Annotated in this window: 17 protein-coding genes and 1 tRNA gene; 10 read left to right on the top strand and 8 right to left on the bottom strand. The window is 32.0% G+C overall.

What is annotated here, in order from left to right:
- Positions 1-24: 24 nt before the first annotated feature.
- Positions 25-1,263, top strand: a complete 1,239-nt coding sequence (argJ, locus tag MK115_RS01910; protein WP_287608674.1) for a bifunctional glutamate N-acetyltransferase/amino-acid acetyltransferase ArgJ — start codon at positions 25-27, stop codon at positions 1,261-1,263.
- A gap of 168 nt (positions 1,264-1,431) precedes the next feature.
- On the opposite strand, the gene MK115_RS01915 is transcribed toward argJ, so the two are convergent.
- A complete protein-coding gene (locus MK115_RS01915) occupies positions 1,432-2,103 on the bottom strand; it encodes a ParA family protein (RefSeq protein ID WP_079298105.1) in 672 nt (223 codons plus the stop codon).
- Between the two features lie 150 nt (positions 2,104-2,253).
- On the opposite strand from MK115_RS01915, the gene MK115_RS01920 reads away from it, so the two are divergent.
- Both MK115_RS01920 and MK115_RS01925 read left to right on the top strand, forming a co-directional pair.
- Positions 2,254-3,216 carry an aldo/keto reductase gene (locus tag MK115_RS01920; RefSeq protein WP_287608677.1) on the top strand — a complete coding sequence of 321 codons (963 nt, stop codon included), beginning with the start codon at positions 2,254-2,256 and terminating at the stop codon, positions 3,214-3,216.
- A 628-nt stretch (positions 3,217-3,844) separates the two neighbouring features.
- A complete protein-coding gene (locus MK115_RS01925; protein WP_287608679.1) occupies positions 3,845-4,969 on the top strand; it encodes a THUMP domain-containing class I SAM-dependent RNA methyltransferase in 1,125 nt (374 codons plus the stop codon).
- Position 4,970: 1 nt separating this feature from the next.
- On the opposite strand, the gene MK115_RS01930 is transcribed toward MK115_RS01925, so the two are convergent.
- Together MK115_RS01930 and MK115_RS01935 are read right to left on the bottom strand one after the other, a co-directional pair.
- Positions 4,971-5,357, bottom strand: a complete 387-nt coding sequence (locus MK115_RS01930) for a phage holin family protein (protein WP_025932891.1) — start codon at positions 5,355-5,357, stop codon at positions 4,971-4,973.
- Between the two features lies 1 nt (position 5,358).
- Positions 5,359-5,820 carry a DUF883 C-terminal domain-containing protein gene (locus tag MK115_RS01935; RefSeq protein WP_287608681.1) on the bottom strand — a complete coding sequence of 154 codons (462 nt, stop codon included), beginning with the start codon at positions 5,818-5,820 and terminating at the stop codon, positions 5,359-5,361.
- A 188-nt stretch (positions 5,821-6,008) separates the two neighbouring features.
- Between MK115_RS01935 and MK115_RS01940 the strand changes: the two genes are divergently transcribed.
- From MK115_RS01940 to MK115_RS01955, 4 genes are all read left to right on the top strand, one after another.
- On the top strand, positions 6,009-6,146 hold the full coding sequence (locus MK115_RS01940; RefSeq protein ID WP_002806908.1) for a hypothetical protein: 138 nt from the start codon (positions 6,009-6,011) through the stop codon (positions 6,144-6,146).
- A gap of 82 nt (positions 6,147-6,228) precedes the next feature.
- The gene (locus MK115_RS01945) at positions 6,229-6,591 is read left to right on the top strand and encodes a hypothetical protein (RefSeq protein ID WP_287608689.1); all 363 of its coding nucleotides are present in this window, start codon (positions 6,229-6,231) and stop codon (positions 6,589-6,591) included.
- 82 nt (positions 6,592-6,673) lie between these two features.
- Positions 6,674-10,258: a chromosome segregation protein SMC gene (gene smc, locus MK115_RS01950; protein ID WP_502923583.1), complete on the top strand. Its 3,585-nt coding sequence runs from the start codon at positions 6,674-6,676 to the stop codon at positions 10,256-10,258.
- 45 nt (positions 10,259-10,303) lie between these two features.
- The gene (locus MK115_RS01955) at positions 10,304-11,347 is read left to right on the top strand and encodes a PRC-barrel domain-containing protein (protein WP_287608693.1); all 1,044 of its coding nucleotides are present in this window, start codon (positions 10,304-10,306) and stop codon (positions 11,345-11,347) included.
- Between the two features lie 3 nt (positions 11,348-11,350).
- On the opposite strand, the gene MK115_RS01960 is transcribed toward MK115_RS01955, so the two are convergent.
- A complete protein-coding gene (locus tag MK115_RS01960; protein WP_287608695.1) occupies positions 11,351-12,637 on the bottom strand; it encodes a glycosyltransferase family protein in 1,287 nt (428 codons plus the stop codon).
- 4 nt (positions 12,638-12,641) lie between these two features.
- Positions 12,642-12,723 (bottom strand) — tRNA-Leu (locus tag MK115_RS01965).
- 260 nt (positions 12,724-12,983) lie between these two features.
- On the opposite strand from MK115_RS01965, the gene accC reads away from it, so the two are divergent.
- Positions 12,984-14,333 carry an acetyl-CoA carboxylase biotin carboxylase subunit gene (gene accC / locus MK115_RS01970; RefSeq protein WP_011862099.1) on the top strand — a complete coding sequence of 450 codons (1,350 nt, stop codon included), beginning with the start codon at positions 12,984-12,986 and terminating at the stop codon, positions 14,331-14,333.
- A gap of 18 nt (positions 14,334-14,351) precedes the next feature.
- Here the strand turns inward: accC and MK115_RS01975 are convergent, their stop codons facing one another.
- Positions 14,352-14,657, bottom strand: a complete 306-nt coding sequence (locus MK115_RS01975; protein ID WP_287608812.1) for a YggT family protein — start codon at positions 14,655-14,657, stop codon at positions 14,352-14,354.
- Between the two features lie 90 nt (positions 14,658-14,747).
- Here MK115_RS01975 and psbX point away from each other — a divergent pair, with 90 nt between their 5' ends.
- On the top strand, positions 14,748-14,933 hold the full coding sequence (gene psbX, locus MK115_RS01980) for a photosystem II reaction center X protein (protein WP_025905805.1): 186 nt from the start codon (positions 14,748-14,750) through the stop codon (positions 14,931-14,933).
- A gap of 78 nt (positions 14,934-15,011) precedes the next feature.
- The gene (locus MK115_RS01985) at positions 15,012-15,941 is read left to right on the top strand and encodes a Ycf66 family protein (protein ID WP_287608710.1); all 930 of its coding nucleotides are present in this window, start codon (positions 15,012-15,014) and stop codon (positions 15,939-15,941) included.
- Here the strand turns inward: MK115_RS01985 and MK115_RS01990 are convergent, their stop codons facing one another.
- Both MK115_RS01990 and MK115_RS01995 read right to left on the bottom strand, forming a co-directional pair.
- Entirely contained in the window at positions 15,942-16,217 is a 276-nt protein-coding gene (locus tag MK115_RS01990) for a CAB/ELIP/HLIP family chlorophyll-binding protein (RefSeq protein ID WP_287608712.1), read from the bottom strand. It abuts the gene before it with no gap.
- Positions 16,218-16,225: 8 nt separating this feature from the next.
- Positions 16,226-18,208, bottom strand: coding sequence for an ABC transporter ATP-binding protein/permease (locus tag MK115_RS01995; protein ID WP_287608714.1), 1,983 nt, complete (start codon positions 18,206-18,208; stop codon positions 16,226-16,228).
- Positions 18,209-18,240 lie beyond the last annotated feature (32 nt).

The following is an 18,240-nucleotide window of genomic DNA, read 5'->3' on the forward strand; positions in this document are numbered from 1 at the left end:
GTATGAATTAAAATACCAAAAAGTTTGAGCCAGTTAGATTCCAATTGGTCGTTTGTTGATGACAGTAAGGTAACACCCAAGGGGTTTCTTTTTGCTGGGATATCTGCTGGTTTAAAAGCTTCTAATAAAAAAGATTTAGCACTAATACTCGCTCCAGAAGGAAGTATTTTTAGTGGGATGTTTACCCAATCAATAGTTCGAGCTTCTTGTGTGGATATTTGTGAGGAAAGGATTAAAACAACTTCAGGTTTTGTAAGAGCAATACTAATTAATTCTGGTCAAGCAAATGCATGTACAGGAAATCTTGGCATTCAACATTTTCAAATTGCTACAGGAAAGATTGCGGAACTTTTAGGAATAAAAGAAGAAGAAGTTTTAATGTGCTCAACTGGTGTAATTGGTGTTCCAATACAAATAAATGATTTAGTAAAAAATTTACCGAATTTAGTTAGTGATTTAAAGGGTAATAATTTTCAAAATGCAGCAGAAGCAATTTTAACTACTGATTTGACTTTGAAAAAAGTGTCAATAGAGACGATTATTCAAGGTAGAAAAATAAAAATAGCAGGATTTGCAAAAGGTTCAGGAATGATTTACCCCAACATGGCTACAATGCTTGCTTTTCTAACCTGTGATGCGGGTATTCAAAAAGAAGAATGGGACAAAATGATTGCTATTGCGGTTAAAAAATCTTTTAATGCAATATCAGTTGATGGAGAGACAAGCACAAATGATTCTTTTGTTGGAATAAATGCAGGAGAGAAAATTGAAAAAAGGTTTTTTCCAATTATCCAACAAGGGATTGATATTGTATGTCAGAACTTGGCAAAAAATATTGCAAGGGATGGAGAGGGAGCAAATTGTTTATTAGAAGTTTTGGTTCAAGGAGCAAAAAATACAGATGATGCAATTATGCTCGCGAAATCTATTTGTAATTCTGCCTTGGTAAAAACTGCGATACATGGTTGTGATCCGAATTGGGGACGAATCATTTCTGCTGCAGGTAATTCTGGAGTTAAATTTAATTTAAATGACGTTGACTTGTATATAGGAAACGCTCAGATTTTGGAAAACGGCAAGTTAAATAAATATGATCCACAAAAAGTCACAGACTATATTAAGTCCAGAATGAAAGGTAGATATTTAGTAGATGATATTGTAAAAATTATGATTAATCTAAATTCTGGCGAATCGAAAGGCACAGCTTGGGGGTGCGATCTTTCTAAAAAATATGTTGAAATAAATAGCGAATATACTACTTAAGTTTTAGTAAATCTAATGGTAGATATTCATTCATATAAAGAAACAGTATTGTTAAAGTTCCAATTACAGAGCCTATAAAACCTCCAAAAAAATTAACTAATAATCCAGATTGTCTAATTATTGTTTCTTCGTTTTTTTCTTCTTCAAAATTAGGAGAATCAACTACTTTTAAGCGCTGATTGGTTGTTGGTTGTTTAAGTTGTTGGTGTCGGATGAGGGCTTCGAAATCAGGCATGGAATTTGTGAGGCAATTGAACAATAAGCAGACCAGCCCGTCATTCGACGAGGATCTGATCTACCTAAATCGTCTACAGCTTCAAATACAGCATTGCCCGAGGCTTCTGCTTTATCAAATGCTGAAAGTAAGGGTATAAATGTATCAAAAACATATAAACCAAAATTTTCTAGAGCTGCTTTGGCTTGTTGCGCTGCTTTTTGCTGTCTAAAATCAACTTTTACTATTACTACTGCATGGTTAACTTTTAAGTTGCTTAATAAATTAGCTAGTTCAACAGTTAATTCTACTGATCTTGCTTTTGCAGTTGTAGGTAAGATAACTAAATCTGAACCATACGCTAAGTGTTTAAGTTCTTCTTGATCACTGCTAGCCTGGCCATCAGTTATTACAATTTCTGATGATCTTGATGCTTTAGCAGCTGAACTGACGGGGAAAACTGGAAATGGAAGATTGCCTCTTGATGCGTATGCTAAAGCAGATCTATTCTTGTCGGCATCGACTATGCAAACTTTTTTACCTTCAGAATGCCAAACACTAGCAAGGTGAATACTTGTGCAGGTCTTGGCCACACCCCCTTTTTGTCCGCAAACGGTAATGAACAATTTTTTATTTTTATTTCTCTTACTTTGGAGAATAATTTCTTAATGTCAAGAGAAATTGATTTTTAATGCTTTAAAACTTATTTTTTGAAATATTTTAAAGAAGTTAATATTTTTAGATAACCTTATAAAGTTCCTTATTTAAATTGGCTAGTGAAGAAAAGAATTGGATTAGGTACGTGGTCTTGGGGGAATAAGCTTTTCTGGAATTACCAATCTACAAATGACGATGATTTACGTGAGACATATAATGAAGCGTTACGAAGAGGTTTCGATCTAATTGATACTGCAGATTCTTACGGTACTGGGAATCTTCAGGGTAGAAGTGAATTGTTGATAGGAAAATTTTTACTAAATACTCCTTCAGCAAAGAAAAAAAGAATTCAAGTAGCAACCAAACTTGCACCTTATCCCTGGAGAATAGGTAACAGAGGTTTTAATAAACCTTTTTTGAAAAGTTTAGAAAGACTTAATAACAAATTAGATATAGTGCAATTACATTGGTCAACTGCAAAATACAATCCTTGGCAGGAATTAGGGCTGTTGAATAATCTTTGCGATTTAAAAGATGAAGGCTTTGATTTTCAAATAGGCTTATCAAATATAGGCCCTAAAAGATTGATGAAATTAATTAATTTCTTGGCAAAAAGAGATCAGAGCCTAAAAAGTGTTCAGATACAGTTTTCTTTGCTTGCTCCCGATTTAGGAAAACAATATCAGGTAAAAAAAATTTGCGAAGAAAATAATATTGATTTCTTTGCTTATAGTCCTTTGTCCTTTGGAATACTTTGTATTGATCCAGATAAAGAAGAGAATAAAGAAAAAAGTTTTATTCGCAATGCATTATTTGAAAACTATAAAAAACCAACATATGAATTGCGGAGGTGTTTAAAAAGAATTGCAAATCAAAGATCAGTTTCCCAAGCGCAAGTAGCAATTAATTGGTGTTGTTATCAAGGAGCTATTCCACTCGTTGGAATGCGAAAAAAATCTCAAGTTATAGATGTATCGAATGTATTCAAGTGGAATTTAAATAAAAGTGAATTTAAAGTACTTCAGGAATTGTCAAAAAAATGTTTAAAAAAAATGCCTAAAAATCCTTTTTCAAGTATTTAATTAAATTTTTAGCTAGATATTTTCTTATTTTTTTTTATTTGACAACCACTATTCCATAGTTCATTGGGAAATTTTTCGCCAGTGAATCTAATAACTTTTGGTTTGAGATTTATTATCAAGTCATTCAGTTTTTTATTAGATTCCATTTTGCAAGATTCGATTTTTTAATAAGATAAATTAATTTAAAACTTATCTTCTCAGTATTTATACTTATAAAATTAAAAAAATTCTTTTTAATACAAGCATTTGCAGCAATATTTACACACTAATAAATTATCTATTACAACTTCTTAGTTATTTAAAAAAAGTGGAGTCCTTCCAGACTCCTCGTATCATTTGGTTGATAAGGCTGATATAACCCCATCTCCTTTAGGATCAAGCAGCAACTGGTGCTGTTTGACGGGAGAAACTAACGATTTTGTTAGCATTTGTGTTTTTGCTCTAACCGAGCCGGCTTCAGTCACCTTCCTTATGCCCCGTCGAAACCATTACAACCCCAAATAGTGGAGTTGAGCGGAATCGAACCGCTGTCCGAAACATCGGTTGAGATCACCTAGTCCAATTGGACATTTATATTCTGACAGGCAAAATGGTTATTGAATAGTTTTTTTACTAAGTTTTATCGTATATGAATGTAGTGGCATCATCTCCGGAGGGACTAGAGAAATCTTTAGCAGAAGAAATTTCAAATTTAGGCGGCTTTAATATTAATACTTATAAAAGATTTATTAATTTTGAATGTGATTTTGAAACTTTTTATAGAGTTCATTTCTATTCCAGATTAGCTTTTCGTTTTTATAGAGAAATTGCAAGTTTTAATTGCTATGACAAGCAATCTTTATATGCGGGGGTTAGAGATTCATTTGATTGGTTAAATTGGTTGCACTTTGATAAAACGTTTAATGTTCAAGTAACTGGGAGAACATCTTCTTTAAGTCATACTCATTTCACTGCTCTTGAAGTAAAAAATTCTATAACTGATTTGCAACAGGCAGTTTGGAATAAAAGATCAAATATTTCTCTAGATAATCCTGATTTTATAATTCATCTGCATTTAAATAATAATAAAGCAATTCTCAGTCTTCAAAGCAGCGTAGAAAGCTTACACAAAAGAGGCTATAGACCCGCAATTGGAAATGCTCCATTAAAAGAAAATTTAGCTTCTGGATTGATAAATATGACTCAATGGAATGGCAAAGTTCCATTAATAGATTTTATGTGTGGCTCGGGTACTTTTTTAATTGAGGCAGTCAACCAATTCCTTGGAGTTCCCATAAATATTGATCAAGTATATCTTTTTGAGAATTGGTTGGACTTTAGGAAAGATATTTATCTTAATGAAAAAAATAAGGCAAAAAATAAAATTATAAATTATGAAAAATTACCAACAATAATAGGGTGTGAAATTAATAAAAAGGTTTTTGAGCAGGCGAATGTAAACATATCATTAGCTGGACTCGAAAATTATATTGAGCTTATAAATAATGATTTTTTAGCACTCCAATTAAGTTGCACACCTGGGATAATCATATGTAATCCTCCATACGGCAAAAAATTAGGCGATGAAAATGAATTGATTTGTTTATATGAACAAATGGGAATCTTCCTAAAGAATAATTTTTCAGGTTGGGAATTTTGGCTGCTAAGTGGAAATCCAAAACTAACAAAATATTTGAAAATGAAATCTTCATTGAAAATTCCTGTTAGTAATGGGGGAATAGATTGTAGATGGATAAAGTATTTAATAAGGTAATTTATTTTTTGCCTAAAACGGCTTTTGTTGTCTTGCCTAAACCCTCTAATGTTTGAGGAAGATATGGTCCTTTGGCTAATTTTCCTCCAAGCTTCAAACTTAAGCCTGCAAGAAATAAATCGATAAATATTATGAGTAATAAATTATATTCAATATTCCAGTTATTATATTTCGCTAGAAAAAGATAAAAAATAATATGGATGCAAATTAGTACTAATAATAATAATGTGCTGCCAATTGCCAAAAATATTCCACCACTAATTAATCTTCTTTTTTCTCTATCTACTTCTTGAAGAGCTATTCTTACATGCAAATCCATCACTGAACTTGCGATCGCTGAAATTCTGGAGGCGGTATTTGCAAAGTTTTTATTTTTTGGTTTTTCCATATTATTTTCTGCCACTGTTTAGGAGAGTTCCTATTAGTAAACCAATACCAGCCGCAATAGCAATAGATAATAGTGGTTTTTTTCTTATTGGATTTTCTATTTTTGGTCTAAGTGTATTGTTAAGTTCTTCTAATAATTCTTCTAATTGACTTTCGATAGGTTCAATTTTTTCTGATATTTCCCAATTGTTTTCTCTTATTGAATCAATGATTTCAAATAGTTGGCTTTTTATTCCAATTGCTGAGGTTCCACTATGGCTAGCTATTACTTCAACTAAATCATCAATACTCCCTTTTGTGGCTTCAAGGGTTTGTTGTGCAATGTTAGGCCATTTTTCTTTTATTAAAGGTATTAAACTGTCAATTTTTTCAAGTAACCATTTTTCCGAAATAACTTCTTTTTCAGGAAGATCAGAGTTATTTTCTTTTTCTTCTACTTCTTTGGGAGGATGGTAAGTCTCCATTATTTAAACTTATTTATTTTAAGATTAGACCCTATTTTCTTAATTTGGAACCCTTATCTAAAGAATTGTGCGATTTATATAGAATAAAAACATATAAAAGTTTATTTACATTTTATTTATCTACTCTGTTCTGTAAGAAGGTTTTGTTAAGCTATTACTGAATTTATTAAATGAGTTTAAATTTCATCATGGATATTACATTTGCATCATTAATTTTTGCATCTCGCACAATCCCTACAGATTTTGGATTAGTAGCTGCAGCTATTGCTGGAGCTGGAAGTTTGCTATTCATTGCTTTAAGATTTGTTCCTGATGCAAGTAATTAAATAACAGGAAACATCTCTTAGAAAATATATCTTTACTCAACTTTGTTTTGAAAATAGATTCGATTTATTTATCAACTAGATAATGAATAAATGGGTTTTGCTTGAACATAAAGTTTATTCTGCTAAAGCTATAGATATTCATTATGATTTTCTTGTTGAAAATGGAATAGATTGTTTAACTTGGAAATTTTTAAAACTACCTTTATTAAATCAAGCTTCTATAGAAATTTCTAAGCAGCCAAATCATAGACTTATATGGCTATCCAGGATAGAACATGAACTTTCTGATAATAGAGGTTTTGTAAAAAGAATTGATCATGGAATATTTAAAAACGTTTCTACAGACTTGGACTCTGAAAATTATCGATTCATTTTGGATGGTGAACTTCTTTCTGGTTTGTTTGAAATTTCGGCTAATTCTTGTAGATTGAGCAAAAATTATTAATATTCATTTATAAATAAACGTAATATTTCTATTGAGAATTTTTGCAAATTAGTTATTCTTATTTAGCTATTGAGACTTGAGATTGGTACATATCAATCAGGTCGAGTTTGAAAATTTTAAATCTTTTGGGGGAAATGTAAAAATTCCTCTTGAAGAAGGTTTTACGGTGGTTACGGGTCCTAACGGTTCTGGGAAAAGTAATATTTTAGATGGAATTTTATTCTGTTTAGGTCTAGCTAATAGTAGAGGGATGAGGGCTGAAAGATTACCAGATCTAATAAATAACTCCAAAGTTAAAGAGGGTAAGTCATCAGAAACATCTGTATCGGTAAAATTTAATATTCAAGATTGGTCTCCCAGAGAGGACCTTCCGCCTTTGGAACTAGAAGAAGAAGAAATTGCCCTTAATAAAGGTCAAAAAGAATGGGTAGTTTCTAGAAAATTAAGGCTTATGCCAGGTGGTTCTTATGCTTCTACTTATACTTCTGATGGAAAACAATGTACCTTGCAACAAATACAGAGAATATTAAGAGATATTAGTGTTGATCCTGAGGGCAGCAATGTTGTTATGCAGGGTGATGTAACAAGAATAGTATCAATGAATAATAAGGAGAGGAGAAATCTTATTGATGAATTAGCAGGAGTCGCACTTTTTGATACAAGAATAGAACAAACTAATGCAAAATTAAATGACGTTTTCGAAAGACAAGAAAGATGTGAAATTTTAGAAAATGAATTGCAATCTAGTAAAAATAAGCTTGAAAAAGAATGTGAAAAAGCAAAGCGATATAAAGAGTTAAAGGCAAAACTATTACAAATAATAGAATTAGAGAAAGTTCTTATTTTTGAAAAACAAGTTAAGCATGTTGAATCTATAGAAAAAAAAGAAAGTGAAATTGAAAAAAATAAAATCTTATTTAATAAACAAAAAGAATCTATTAGTAAAGAAATATCAGTTTTAGAAGATGCTTTGAAAATACTTGTTGATGAGCTTAAGGAGAAAGGAGAGGATAAATTGATAAAAGTGAATTCTGATATTGGAAGTATTAATTCTAGCTTGAGAGAACTTGATAGGATATCAAGTCTGAATAAAGAAGAAGGTATTAAATTACAAAAGCAGAGAGATGAAATTGCAATTTCTAAGAGGAATATCGAGTCAGAAAAGATGAGACAAGAAAATTTCGATGATAATTTTTTAAATCAATTGAACTTGCAAATTGATGATCTCACTTTAAAACACAAACTATCCAGAAAAAAACTTTCTGATGCGGCTGGAGAATCTGGAGAATTCTCAAAACAAAGTATCAAATTAAATGCTGAGCTTGAAAGTATAAAAAATCAAATTAATCCTTTGGAAATAAAAAAAAGGAAAATTGAAGAAGAAACTATTCAAAATAATATTCAAAAAGATGAGATATTGTCACAGATCGAATCCTTAGACTTAGAAAAGCAGAAACTTTTTCAGGGAAATCAAAGAAAAAAAGAGACATCCGATACAAAGAATAAAAACTTGGCAAGTAATAGCGCAGAAATTAATTCTTTAAAAAATGAAATCGATTTATTAATTAAAACTAAATCAAGGCTAAATAACGAGCAATTAAGGCTTGAAAAGGATTTATCTAGATTCGAAAGCAGGAAGGAAGCTTTAAACGAATCTAGAGGTTCATATGCTCTCAGAATTCTCTTAGAGGCAGGGTTAGAGGGTATACATGGTTATGTAGCTCAACTTGGAGAGGTCAGTGAGAAAAATAGATATGCATTAGAAATTGCTGCTGGAAATAGGTTAGGACAAATTGTTGTTGATAATGATCATATTGCTGCTAAAGCAATTGAAATTCTTAAAAAGAAGAAAGCGGGAAGATTAACTTTTTTACCTTTAAATAGAATTAAAAGTCAAAAAAAGAATTATGCAATTTCAAGATTTGAAAATAACAGGGAGAATGGATTTATTGATAAAGCTATTAATCTAATTACTTTTGATGAAGTTTATTCAGATGTTTTTCGATATGTTTTTGGAGATACTTTGGTTTTTTCAGACTTATCCTCAGCTAGGTTATCTACACAAAAAAATAGGTTGGTTACCTTAAGTGGTGAATTATTAGAAGCAAGTGGTGCTATTACAGGAGGCAGTAAGTTAAATAAAGATTTGGCTTATAGGTTTGGAATTAATAATGATATTGATGATTCCAGTCCTATAAAAGAAAGATTATTAGTTATCGAAGAAGCTTTAAAAGAGTCAAATAATGATTTGATAATAAAAAATAATAGACTTAGTATATTAAATTCTAACCGCAGTCAAATAATTGAGGATTGTGCCTCATTTAATAAAGAAATTGAAGTAAATCAAGATTCTCTTAAAGCTGTCTCGCAAAGAATTGAGGATTGTAAATCGAGATTAAATAAACTTGATACTGCTAATAATTTATTAGTTAACGAGTTAGGTCATTTAAAAAATCAATTGAAGCCTTATCACGATAAGTTTGATCAACTACAAACCATTCAAAAGGCAAATTATGAAAAAAATCAAAAATCATCATTAATAGCTTTTAATGACGATTTTAATAATCTTGATAAAAAACTTGAATTACTTATTAAAGAGAGAAATACATTACTAGATAAAAAGAATCAATTTGCTTTAAATAAAGAGCGTATCAATAATTCATTAAAAATTACTTTACTACAAGAAAAAAACTTGCAGGAATCTATTAAACAACTCGCAATTGCTCATAGTGAATGGATAGAAAAAAGAGATGAATTTAAAAAAGAGCTTTTAGATCTCGATAATCAAAAAAATTCTCTAGAGAAGGATTTAGGTTTATTGAGAAGGAAAAGAGATGAATTAAACTCTTCAATTTCAAATAAAAGGCAAGAATATAATAACTATCTGTTGAAGCTTGAATATCTTGAAAGGGATATGCATTCTCTTAAAGAAGAGATGAGGAGCGAGAAAATAAAATTAGAAAATTATAAAAAAGATCTACCTAATCCTTCCCCGGAGTTTGGAGAATATGAAGGGAAGAGTCTTGAATCTTTGCAATCAGAAATTTCGATCATAAATGCAAAACTACAAAGCTTAGAACCTGTTAATATGTTGGCTCTTGATGAACTAGAAGAATTAATTGAGAGATTAAATGGTTTGCGAGAAAAATTAGAAATTCTATCTAATGAAAGATCTGAATTATTGCTGAGAATAGAAACTGTATCTACGATGCGTCAGGAGGCTTTTATGCAAGCATTTACAGAAGTTGATAAACATTTTAGAGAAATTTTTGCAAATTTATCTGATGGAGATGGATTTCTTCAACTTGAAAATCCTAATTCTCCTTTAGAAGGAGGATTAACTTTAGTGGCTCATCCTAAGGGAAAAAATGTCAGAAGATTAGCCTCTATGTCAGGTGGTGAAAAATCGTTAACTGCTTTAAGTTTTTTATTTGCTTTGCAAAAGTATAAACCTTCACCTTTTTATGCATTAGATGAGGTTGATAGTTTTTTAGATGGTATTAATGTTGAAAGGTTGTCAAAACTAATATCGAATCAGTCATCAAATGCTCAATTTATAGTCGTAAGTCATAGAAGGCCTATGATTAGTGCGTCTGAACGAACAATTGGGGTTGCGCAAGCAAGAGGTGCTAATACTCAAGTTCTTGGGTTACCAAATGCTGCATAAACACACTTTTTTAAATTTATACGTCAGAATGATAAAAAGAAATTTATGAGCTTGTCTAACACATCTGCTAATAAGAATCTCCCTAACTCGGTTCCTAGTGAACGTTTATGGTTAAGGTCAGAATTAATGGGAACACAAGTGATAACTACTGATACTGGAAGGCGGCTAGGCGTAGTTGGCGAAGTTGTTGTTGATATTGATAGAAGAGAGGTGGTCGCTTTGGGACTAAGAGATAATCCACTTACAAGATTTTTACCAGGTTTGCCAAAATGGATGCCTTTAGAAAGTATAAAGCAAGTTGGAGATGTCATATTAGTTGACTCCCTAGATTCTTTGAGTGAGAGTTTTTCTCCAGAAAGATATGGGAAGGTAATTAATTGTCAAGTGATTACAGAATCTGGACAACTTTTAGGAAGAGTTCTTGGCTTTTCTTTTGATATTGAGACTGGGGATTTGATATCTCTTGTTATGGGTGCTGTTGGTGTTCCGCTTTTAGGTGAGGGAGTTTTAAGTACTTGGGAAATACCTGTTGAGGAAATTGTAAGTAGTGGTACCGATAGGATTATTGTTTATGAAGGTGCGGAAGAGAAATTGAAGCAACTAAGTAGTGGACTACTTGAGAAACTTGGAGTCGGGGGTTCTTCATGGGATGAAAGGGAAGCAAATGGATACTCAGCAAATCTTGTACCTGTTGAGAATCAGTTACTTTCAGGTTCTGAATCAGAACAGCAAAACAATTTGGTCGAGGAATATGAAGAAGTTGTTGAACAAGATGATTATGAAGATGATTATGAAGATGAACTTGAATATGTTGAAATAAAGGGTTCTGCAGAGGAAATAAATAACAGAAAAAAGCTATACATGGATAATGATGATTCTGATCAGATCGAGAATCAAAATAGTGTTAATCAAATAGATGAAAAAAACAATATTGATTTTAAGCAAAAGAAACAATCAACTACTAATTTAGCTTCGAAAAGACCAATTCAAAATGCAACTGAAACTTTAGATATTGAACCACTAGATGAACAAAATTTAGTTCAAGATAATAAAAAATCAGAAAAGTTTGAAATTGATGATCCCTGGTAATTGTTAAAGTTTTTTTATTGAATTAACAATTATAGAAGCAAGTTTTTTTGCAGCACCTTTATCGCCTCTTTCTTTGTGTAGATTATCCCTAATACTTTTTAATTGATCTCTATTTTTAATAAGAAATAATACTTCTCTTGCAATTTTTATTGGCGAAATATTACCTATCCTTTCAGGGACAATCATTCTTTTAGCTTTAATATTTGGCCAAGCAAAAAACTTCTTTTTTTTAAAATAAAAATTTTTAATTATAAAAGTTAGGAATCTATTTATGAATGAAATTTTTCCAATTACTCCAAAAATACCATCCCAGGCATTCATCATATTTAAATGTTGAGTTGGCAGAACAACTAACATTGGAAGACTAATTGCTGCTAATTCTGCAGTATTTGCTCCTACAGTTGTAATTGCAAGATCACATTCTTTTAATATTTCATAGCAAGGATGTTTCTTGATTAGATAAATCTTTGTATTTTTTGATGTTTCAATTACATAATCAAAACGAGAGTCTTTGAAGTTTTTAATTGTTTTGATTTTTGATGAGTAATATTTAGCAATTGGATTTTTGTTGCTTTGAAAAAATAAATATTCACTTTTATCAGTAGTTGGTGCAATGGGGATTATAAAATTTATATTTTGATTTTCTTTAGCGATATGATCTGCAACTTCTAAGAAGAAAGGAATTCCAACAGAAAGCTTTGCTTTCTTAGAACCAGGCAACAATGCAATGTAGTGTTTTTCTTTATTTCTTAATGATATTTCGCTATTAAGTTTGATATCTGCCATCAAATCGCCAATGACTTTACATTTATATTTATATCTTTTAGGTATTAACTCTTTTACTTTTACATTCATAGCAGCAATTTCGTTGGTCCATTTAGGCCATCGCGAAACCCATTCAGCATATGTGATATTTAAATAACCTAATCTTTTAGCTAATAAAATGCTCCAAAATTGATCCCCACCAAGGAAAATAACTACCCCTTTTTTTGGCCAATTAGCAAAAGAATGTGGCTTTATTAATAATTTCCAAAAACTTTTGGATTTTGTAATTAATTCGAATTTATTCCATGAATTTGCAACTAAAAATTCTTTACCAGTGGCATTTGGGCAAGGAACAAGGACTAACCTAAGAGTGAAATCTTGTTTATCTTCATCACATAGTGATTTATTTATTTTGTTAAGCTCATCCACTACAGGATTTACCCATGTAGTTAATTCACCAGGACCATTGGAAATTATAACTACTGCAACTGATTTTTTTTTCATTGCAGTTAAACCAGAATACATTAAATGCGGACGGCGAGACTTGAACTCGCAAGGCCGAAGCCACACGCTCCTTAGACGTGCGCGTCTACCAATTCCGCCACGTCCGCAAAGGGTTTTCAGCAACCGGGGGATACCTAAACCTTAAAAATATCATACATTATTGGCTGAAATAAGCATGTAGTTCGAAAAGAGTTTTTTTGAATATGATGAATAATTTTTCTATTGCATAAAACAAATATTTATACATATATAACGTTTTAGGTTGTATTGTAAAAAATGTCCTCTGATCACTAAAAAATTTTGTTGAATACTTTGGCAAATAATTTTTTATTTTAAGTCATTTCATTTCTTCAATTTTATTTTCATAATGGTTGAAAAAGTTTTAATTGCTAATCGTGGAGAAATAGCTTTACGAATTGTCAGAAGTTGTAGAGAACTAGGTATTGCAACCGTTGCAGTTTTTAGCACTGTAGATAAAAAAGCATTGCATGTTCAGCTTGCTGATGAGGCGGTTTGCGTCGGAGATTCATTAAGTAATAAGAGTTATTTAAATATTCCAAATATACTTGCTGCTGCTACATCGAGAGGAGTTGATGCTATTCATCCTGGTTATGGATTTCTTGCGGAAAATGATAAATTTGCTGAGATGTGTAACGATCACGGCATAGTTTTTATTGGCCCATCTCCTAAAGCTATTAGATCTATGGGAGATAAATCTACAGCTAAAGAAACTATGGAAGCAGTTGGAGTTCCAACAGTACCTGGTAGTAAAGGCTTGTTATCAAATGTTGATGAGGCTTATAAATTGGCAGATGATATTGGCTATCCGGTAATTATTAAAGCGACTGCTGGAGGAGGTGGAAGAGGTATGAGGTTGGTTGAAAACTCTGATAATCTAGAAAAAATGTTTAAAGCAGCTCAAGGCGAAGCAGAAGCAGCTTTTGGTAATGATGGTTTATATATGGAGAAATTTATAAAGAAGCCAAGACATGTAGAAATTCAAATTTTGGCCGACAGGTCGGGTAATGTTGTTCATTTAGGAGAGCGAGATTGTTCAGTTCAAAGAAGACATCAGAAGTTACTAGAGGAGTCTCCTAGTCCTGCAATTAATACTGAGCTAAGAAAAAAAATGGGGAACGCAGCTATTGCTGCTGCAAAAAGTATCGGCTACGAAGGGGCGGGGACAGTTGAATTTTTAGTTGATGATGATGATAATTTTTATTTTATGGAGATGAATACTAGGATTCAAGTTGAACATCCTGTTACTGAAATGGTTACAGGAGTTGATTTAATAGCTGAGCAAATTAAAATCGCAAGCGGAGCAAACTTGGAATTTAATCAGGATGATATCCATTTAAACGGTCATGCCATTGAATGTAGAATCAATGCTGAAGATCCTTCTCACAATTTCCGACCATCACCTGGAAAAATAACTGGGTGGCTTCCTCCTGGTGGCCCTGGTGTAAGGGTGGATAGTCATGTTTATACAGGCTATGAAATACCTCCTTTCTATGACTCATTAATTGGTAAATTAATAGTCTGGGGAAAAGATCGTAATACTGCAATTAAACGTATGAATAGGGCTTTAAATGAATGTGCAGTAACTGGTATTCCTACAACAATTAACTTTCATCTAACCTTACTGAATAAATCTAAATTTAAGCAGGGTAAGATACATACTAAATATGTAGAAGAAGAATTATTGCCAAATTACTGAGAAATAATTAAATGATTTCTATGAAATATGTGTATGCAATGCAAGTTTTATAAGCCCTTGCTGACCGACTAAAATTTCTCTTAAAAAGCTTATAACTCCGATCCAAATTACGGGTCCAACATCAACGCCTCCAATAGGAGGAATTAGTTTTCTTGTTAAATTAAGAATAGAGCTTGATGGTATTGAAACTAATAACCATAAACCTTTACTTAAATCAATTTTTGGGTACCAAGTAAGTATTAATCTTATTAGAAAAACTATAGTTAGATATGAAAGAGAAATTCCTAAACTAATATCTAAAATTTGAAGAGAGTTTACAAGCAAGGAAATCACAATTATTTAATTCATCTTAATAAATAACCCATTGAAACGTATTTAATTCGTATTATAAATTGAGAATTTAATATTTAAAAAGTGTTTCAAATCTCAAATTTATTACTAGCCGCAGATTTTTCTGCTGAAGTTGCAAATAATTCCGCAGTTGGAATGATAGGTAGTTTTATTGCCGCTGCCTTACTTATCGTTATTCCAGCCACTGCATTTTTGATTTTTGTCAGCCAGAAAGATTCCCTCGATCGTACTTCTACTGGAAGACGCTAGTTTTTGTAGAAGTTTTAAGTACACTATATATAGGGGATATAAGTAACCCTTTAAAAAATAAATTTTTGGAGAAAGAATGTGGTCAATGCTAGTCTCAATTGGGCCAGTATTGTTGGTATAGTTCTCGCGGTATGTGGAGGAGGCCTTTATTTTTTGAGGTCCTTTAAGCCTGCCTTGGCAAGGGATTATGATGTTTTCTTCGCAGCAATTGGACTTTTGTGCGGAGGAATATTATTTTTTCAAGGCTGGAGGTTAGATCCTATCCTTCAGTTTGGTCAGTTTTTATTAGCAGGAACTACAGTTTTTTTCGCATATGAAAGTGTGCGATTGAGGGGAGTTGCTACTGATCAAGCTAGAAGGTCATCTTATTTTGATGATGATCCTATTTCTGATGTTCCCAGAAATTCTAGAGGCCGATTTAATGACGATTATGATAGGTTTGAAGAATCTGAAAGACCATCCAGAAGATTTAAACCTCAAGAAGATGAATTTGAAGAAGACTATATGGAGGGGAGATCTCGTAGGAGGAATGTTTCAAGAGCTATACCCTCTGCTGCAGCAAGTAGAAGTAGGCCATCTACAAGGGAAATAAGTCAGTTTGAAAATGACGAACCTATAAGAAGGAGAAGACAGACTTCTGAAGATAGAAATAGTAAACAACCAGAAACAAATAACTTTGGTGAGAGAAGAAATTTATCTCGCGATGAAGTTAAAACAGGGTCAAGACCCAGAATGAATCGTACAGTTTCTAGACAAGATAATATCTCTCCTCCTGCTGATTCTTCTCCATTAAGAAAGAAACCTACTAGATCCCCTATTAGGCAGCAAACTTCAACAGCTCAAGTAGAAGATGCTTCATTTAAAGATGCTAATCAAGCCAAAAAACCACGTGAGACTCGTAGAGTAAGCTCTTCAGCTAGATCAAGTTCAAAAAATCAAAATAGTAGATATAACGTTGGAACAAACAAGAAGAAACCTAGAGATAACAGTTCTAGATTTGATGATTAATTATAAGATTCCTGCCCATTTTAAAAACGATTGTTTACTAAATAATTCAATCAATATTATTGCAAGGAAGCCAATCATTGCAAATCTTCCATTAGTTATTTCAGAATAACTACTCCATCCAAATTTATATTCATCTTTAATTTCTATAGATTTTTCATCTAATTTATTGTCTTCAATTTGTTCATTGATCTGATTCGGATCTTTTTGCTCTTCTATAAAACTCTCATTCTCTAAATTAGTGACTTCTGAGTTAGTTTGTTCTTCTTTAGAATTCATTTTTTTTGTTAATCCTTAAAATTATACTTATCAGAAGTCAATAATTTCCAGTCTCCTTGTCCATTTAATTCTAAAATATTCTCGTGAAAATCTTTTAAGCTAGGTCTATGTCCAACACTAATAAGAGAAAGTTCTCGTTCCTTTAGTAAACTATATAGTTTTTTTTCAGTGTTAATATCTAAAGCACTTGTTGCTTCATCAAGTACTGCAAATCTTGGAGAATTTAGTAAGAGTCTTGCAAAAGCCAATCTTTGTTGCTCGCCTAGGGAAAGAATTCGTGGCCAATCTTGTTTGATATCAAGATTAGGATACCGATCCACTAAGGTTTTTAAATTTACTTCATGAAGTACAGAAGTAAGATGTTCATCACTAAATTTCTTAACTTCTGTGGGATAACATAATTGTTCCCTTAAAGAACCAAGTAACATATATGGTTTTTGAGGTATGAATAATAATTCCCCAATTTTTGGTTTTTTAATTACTCCCTGATCGGGTTCCCATAAACCACTAATCATTCTTAGTAAAGATGTTTTTCCGCACCCAGATGGTCCTACAACCAAAAGTGATTGATTATTGTCGATGCTTAAATTTAAATTTTTAATTATTGTTTTATTTGATCCTGGTGGGCAAAGGTCAGCATTATTAATAAGAATTGAGGGGTAATCTGAAATAACGTTTTGATTGCTTGTTGGGTTGGTTTGACTAATGGATTCAACTTTTGATTGGAATCCTTCTAATCTGCCAATACCAGCAGTAAATTTTGCAAGTTCTTCGATTTGATTAACAATGAAAAATAACGAACCTTCAACCATTCCAAATGCAAAGCTTGCCTGAATAAAGCGTCCATAATCAATATCACCTTTAAAGTAAGGGATTGCCATTATTAAATATGGAAAGAAATTTCCAGCATAATTAATGGATCTTCTCATGACGTCTATTATTACTCTCCATATAATCAGTAAATTAAAGTTTCTCACCACTTCTCCTAAGCGTCTTTCAGTTTCACTTCGCTCAGGATTCTCCCCAGAGTAAAAGGCTATTGATTCAGCATTATCTCTAATATGTACTAAGCCATATCGAAAATCTGCTTCATATCTGAGTTGATCAAAGTCAATCTTTACAAGATTTTTTCCAGCAATTAAAAGGATAGAAGTTGCAAATGCAGCGTAACCAAATAAAGAAAAAGTAAGTGTTGTACTAATACTCCATAAAATAAGAATATTAAGTGAAAATGTTAGTAGGGCATCAAAAATACCTAATGTGAAAGAGAGACTTTGCCCGGTAAAAGCTCGGGTATCATCTGTGATTCTTTGATCAGGATTATCTACATCGGTTTGTTCTTCATCATTGGGATTTAATTGGTAATAAGCTTTATTAGTCATATAATCTTTGACTAAACTTTTTGAAAGCCATTCTCTCCAAATTATTCCTAACTTATATGTAAAAAATATTTGGGAAACACGTATTGGTAGAGCCACAGCGAAACAACAAGCGTAAATCCCCAATATCCGATAAAACCCATCTTCTTGTTTTTCTACTAAAGCATTTGTTAAATCTCTTGCAATGAATCCAATACCTGCGTTTATTCCGTTTACAGCTAAAAGCATTAATACAATTATCGCAAGGAATAACCAATGTAACCATCTACGGTTTTTTAATTGACGTCTTAAGCTAAAAAAGCTCCCTGATCCAATTAGAAATAAGGCAGAGAAAAGCAATCCCCAGCTACCAGCCCAAATTGAATTGACAGTACTTACTACACCTCCGAAATACTTTTCAAGAAAAATTGGTTGAAAGCTTTCAAAAAAACTGATTATTCCTGTAAGACCAACAAGTACTACTCCACCAACACAAAATAAAAGAGAAATCAAAAGCCATATGAATTGAAATCCATTACATTGATCTATGGGAAGAAAAAATGGCTGAGATAGCTTCCTTAATTTTTGTAATTGGTACAGTATTTTGGATTTATTATTAACTGCTTTATTCATTACTCGACTAGTGTTATGAAATAAATTATAAC

It is taken from the genome of Prochlorococcus sp. ALOHA_ZT_50 (assembly GCF_022447305.1).
Classification (GTDB): Bacteria; Cyanobacteriota; Cyanobacteriia; order PCC-6307; family Cyanobiaceae; genus Prochlorococcus_A.

Bases quoted from the DNA above. Each gene is read 5' to 3' on its own strand.
- MK115_RS01925 (WP_287608679.1), top strand. From the start codon at position 3,845: ATGAATGTAGTGGCATCATCTCCGGAGGGACTAGAGAAATCTTTAGCA.
- MK115_RS01930 (WP_025932891.1), bottom strand. From the start codon at position 5,357: ATGGAAAAACCAAAAAATAAAAACTTTGCAAATACCGCCTCCAGAATT.
- MK115_RS01935 (WP_287608681.1), bottom strand. From the start codon at position 5,820: ATGGAGACTTACCATCCTCCCAAAGAAGTAGAAGAAAAAGAAAATAAC.
- MK115_RS01940 (WP_002806908.1), top strand. From the start codon at position 6,009: ATGGATATTACATTTGCATCATTAATTTTTGCATCTCGCACAATCCCT.
- MK115_RS01945 (WP_287608689.1), top strand. From the start codon at position 6,229: ATGAATAAATGGGTTTTGCTTGAACATAAAGTTTATTCTGCTAAAGCT.
- MK115_RS01955 (WP_287608693.1), top strand. From the start codon at position 10,304: ATGAGCTTGTCTAACACATCTGCTAATAAGAATCTCCCTAACTCGGTT.
- MK115_RS01960 (WP_287608695.1), bottom strand. From the start codon at position 12,637: ATGTATTCTGGTTTAACTGCAATGAAAAAAAAATCAGTTGCAGTAGTT.
- accC (WP_011862099.1), top strand. From the start codon at position 12,984: ATGGTTGAAAAAGTTTTAATTGCTAATCGTGGAGAAATAGCTTTACGA.
- MK115_RS01990 (WP_287608712.1), bottom strand. From the start codon at position 16,217: ATGAATTCTAAAGAAGAACAAACTAACTCAGAAGTCACTAATTTAGAG.
- MK115_RS01995 (WP_287608714.1), bottom strand. From the start codon at position 18,208: ATGAATAAAGCAGTTAATAATAAATCCAAAATACTGTACCAATTACAA.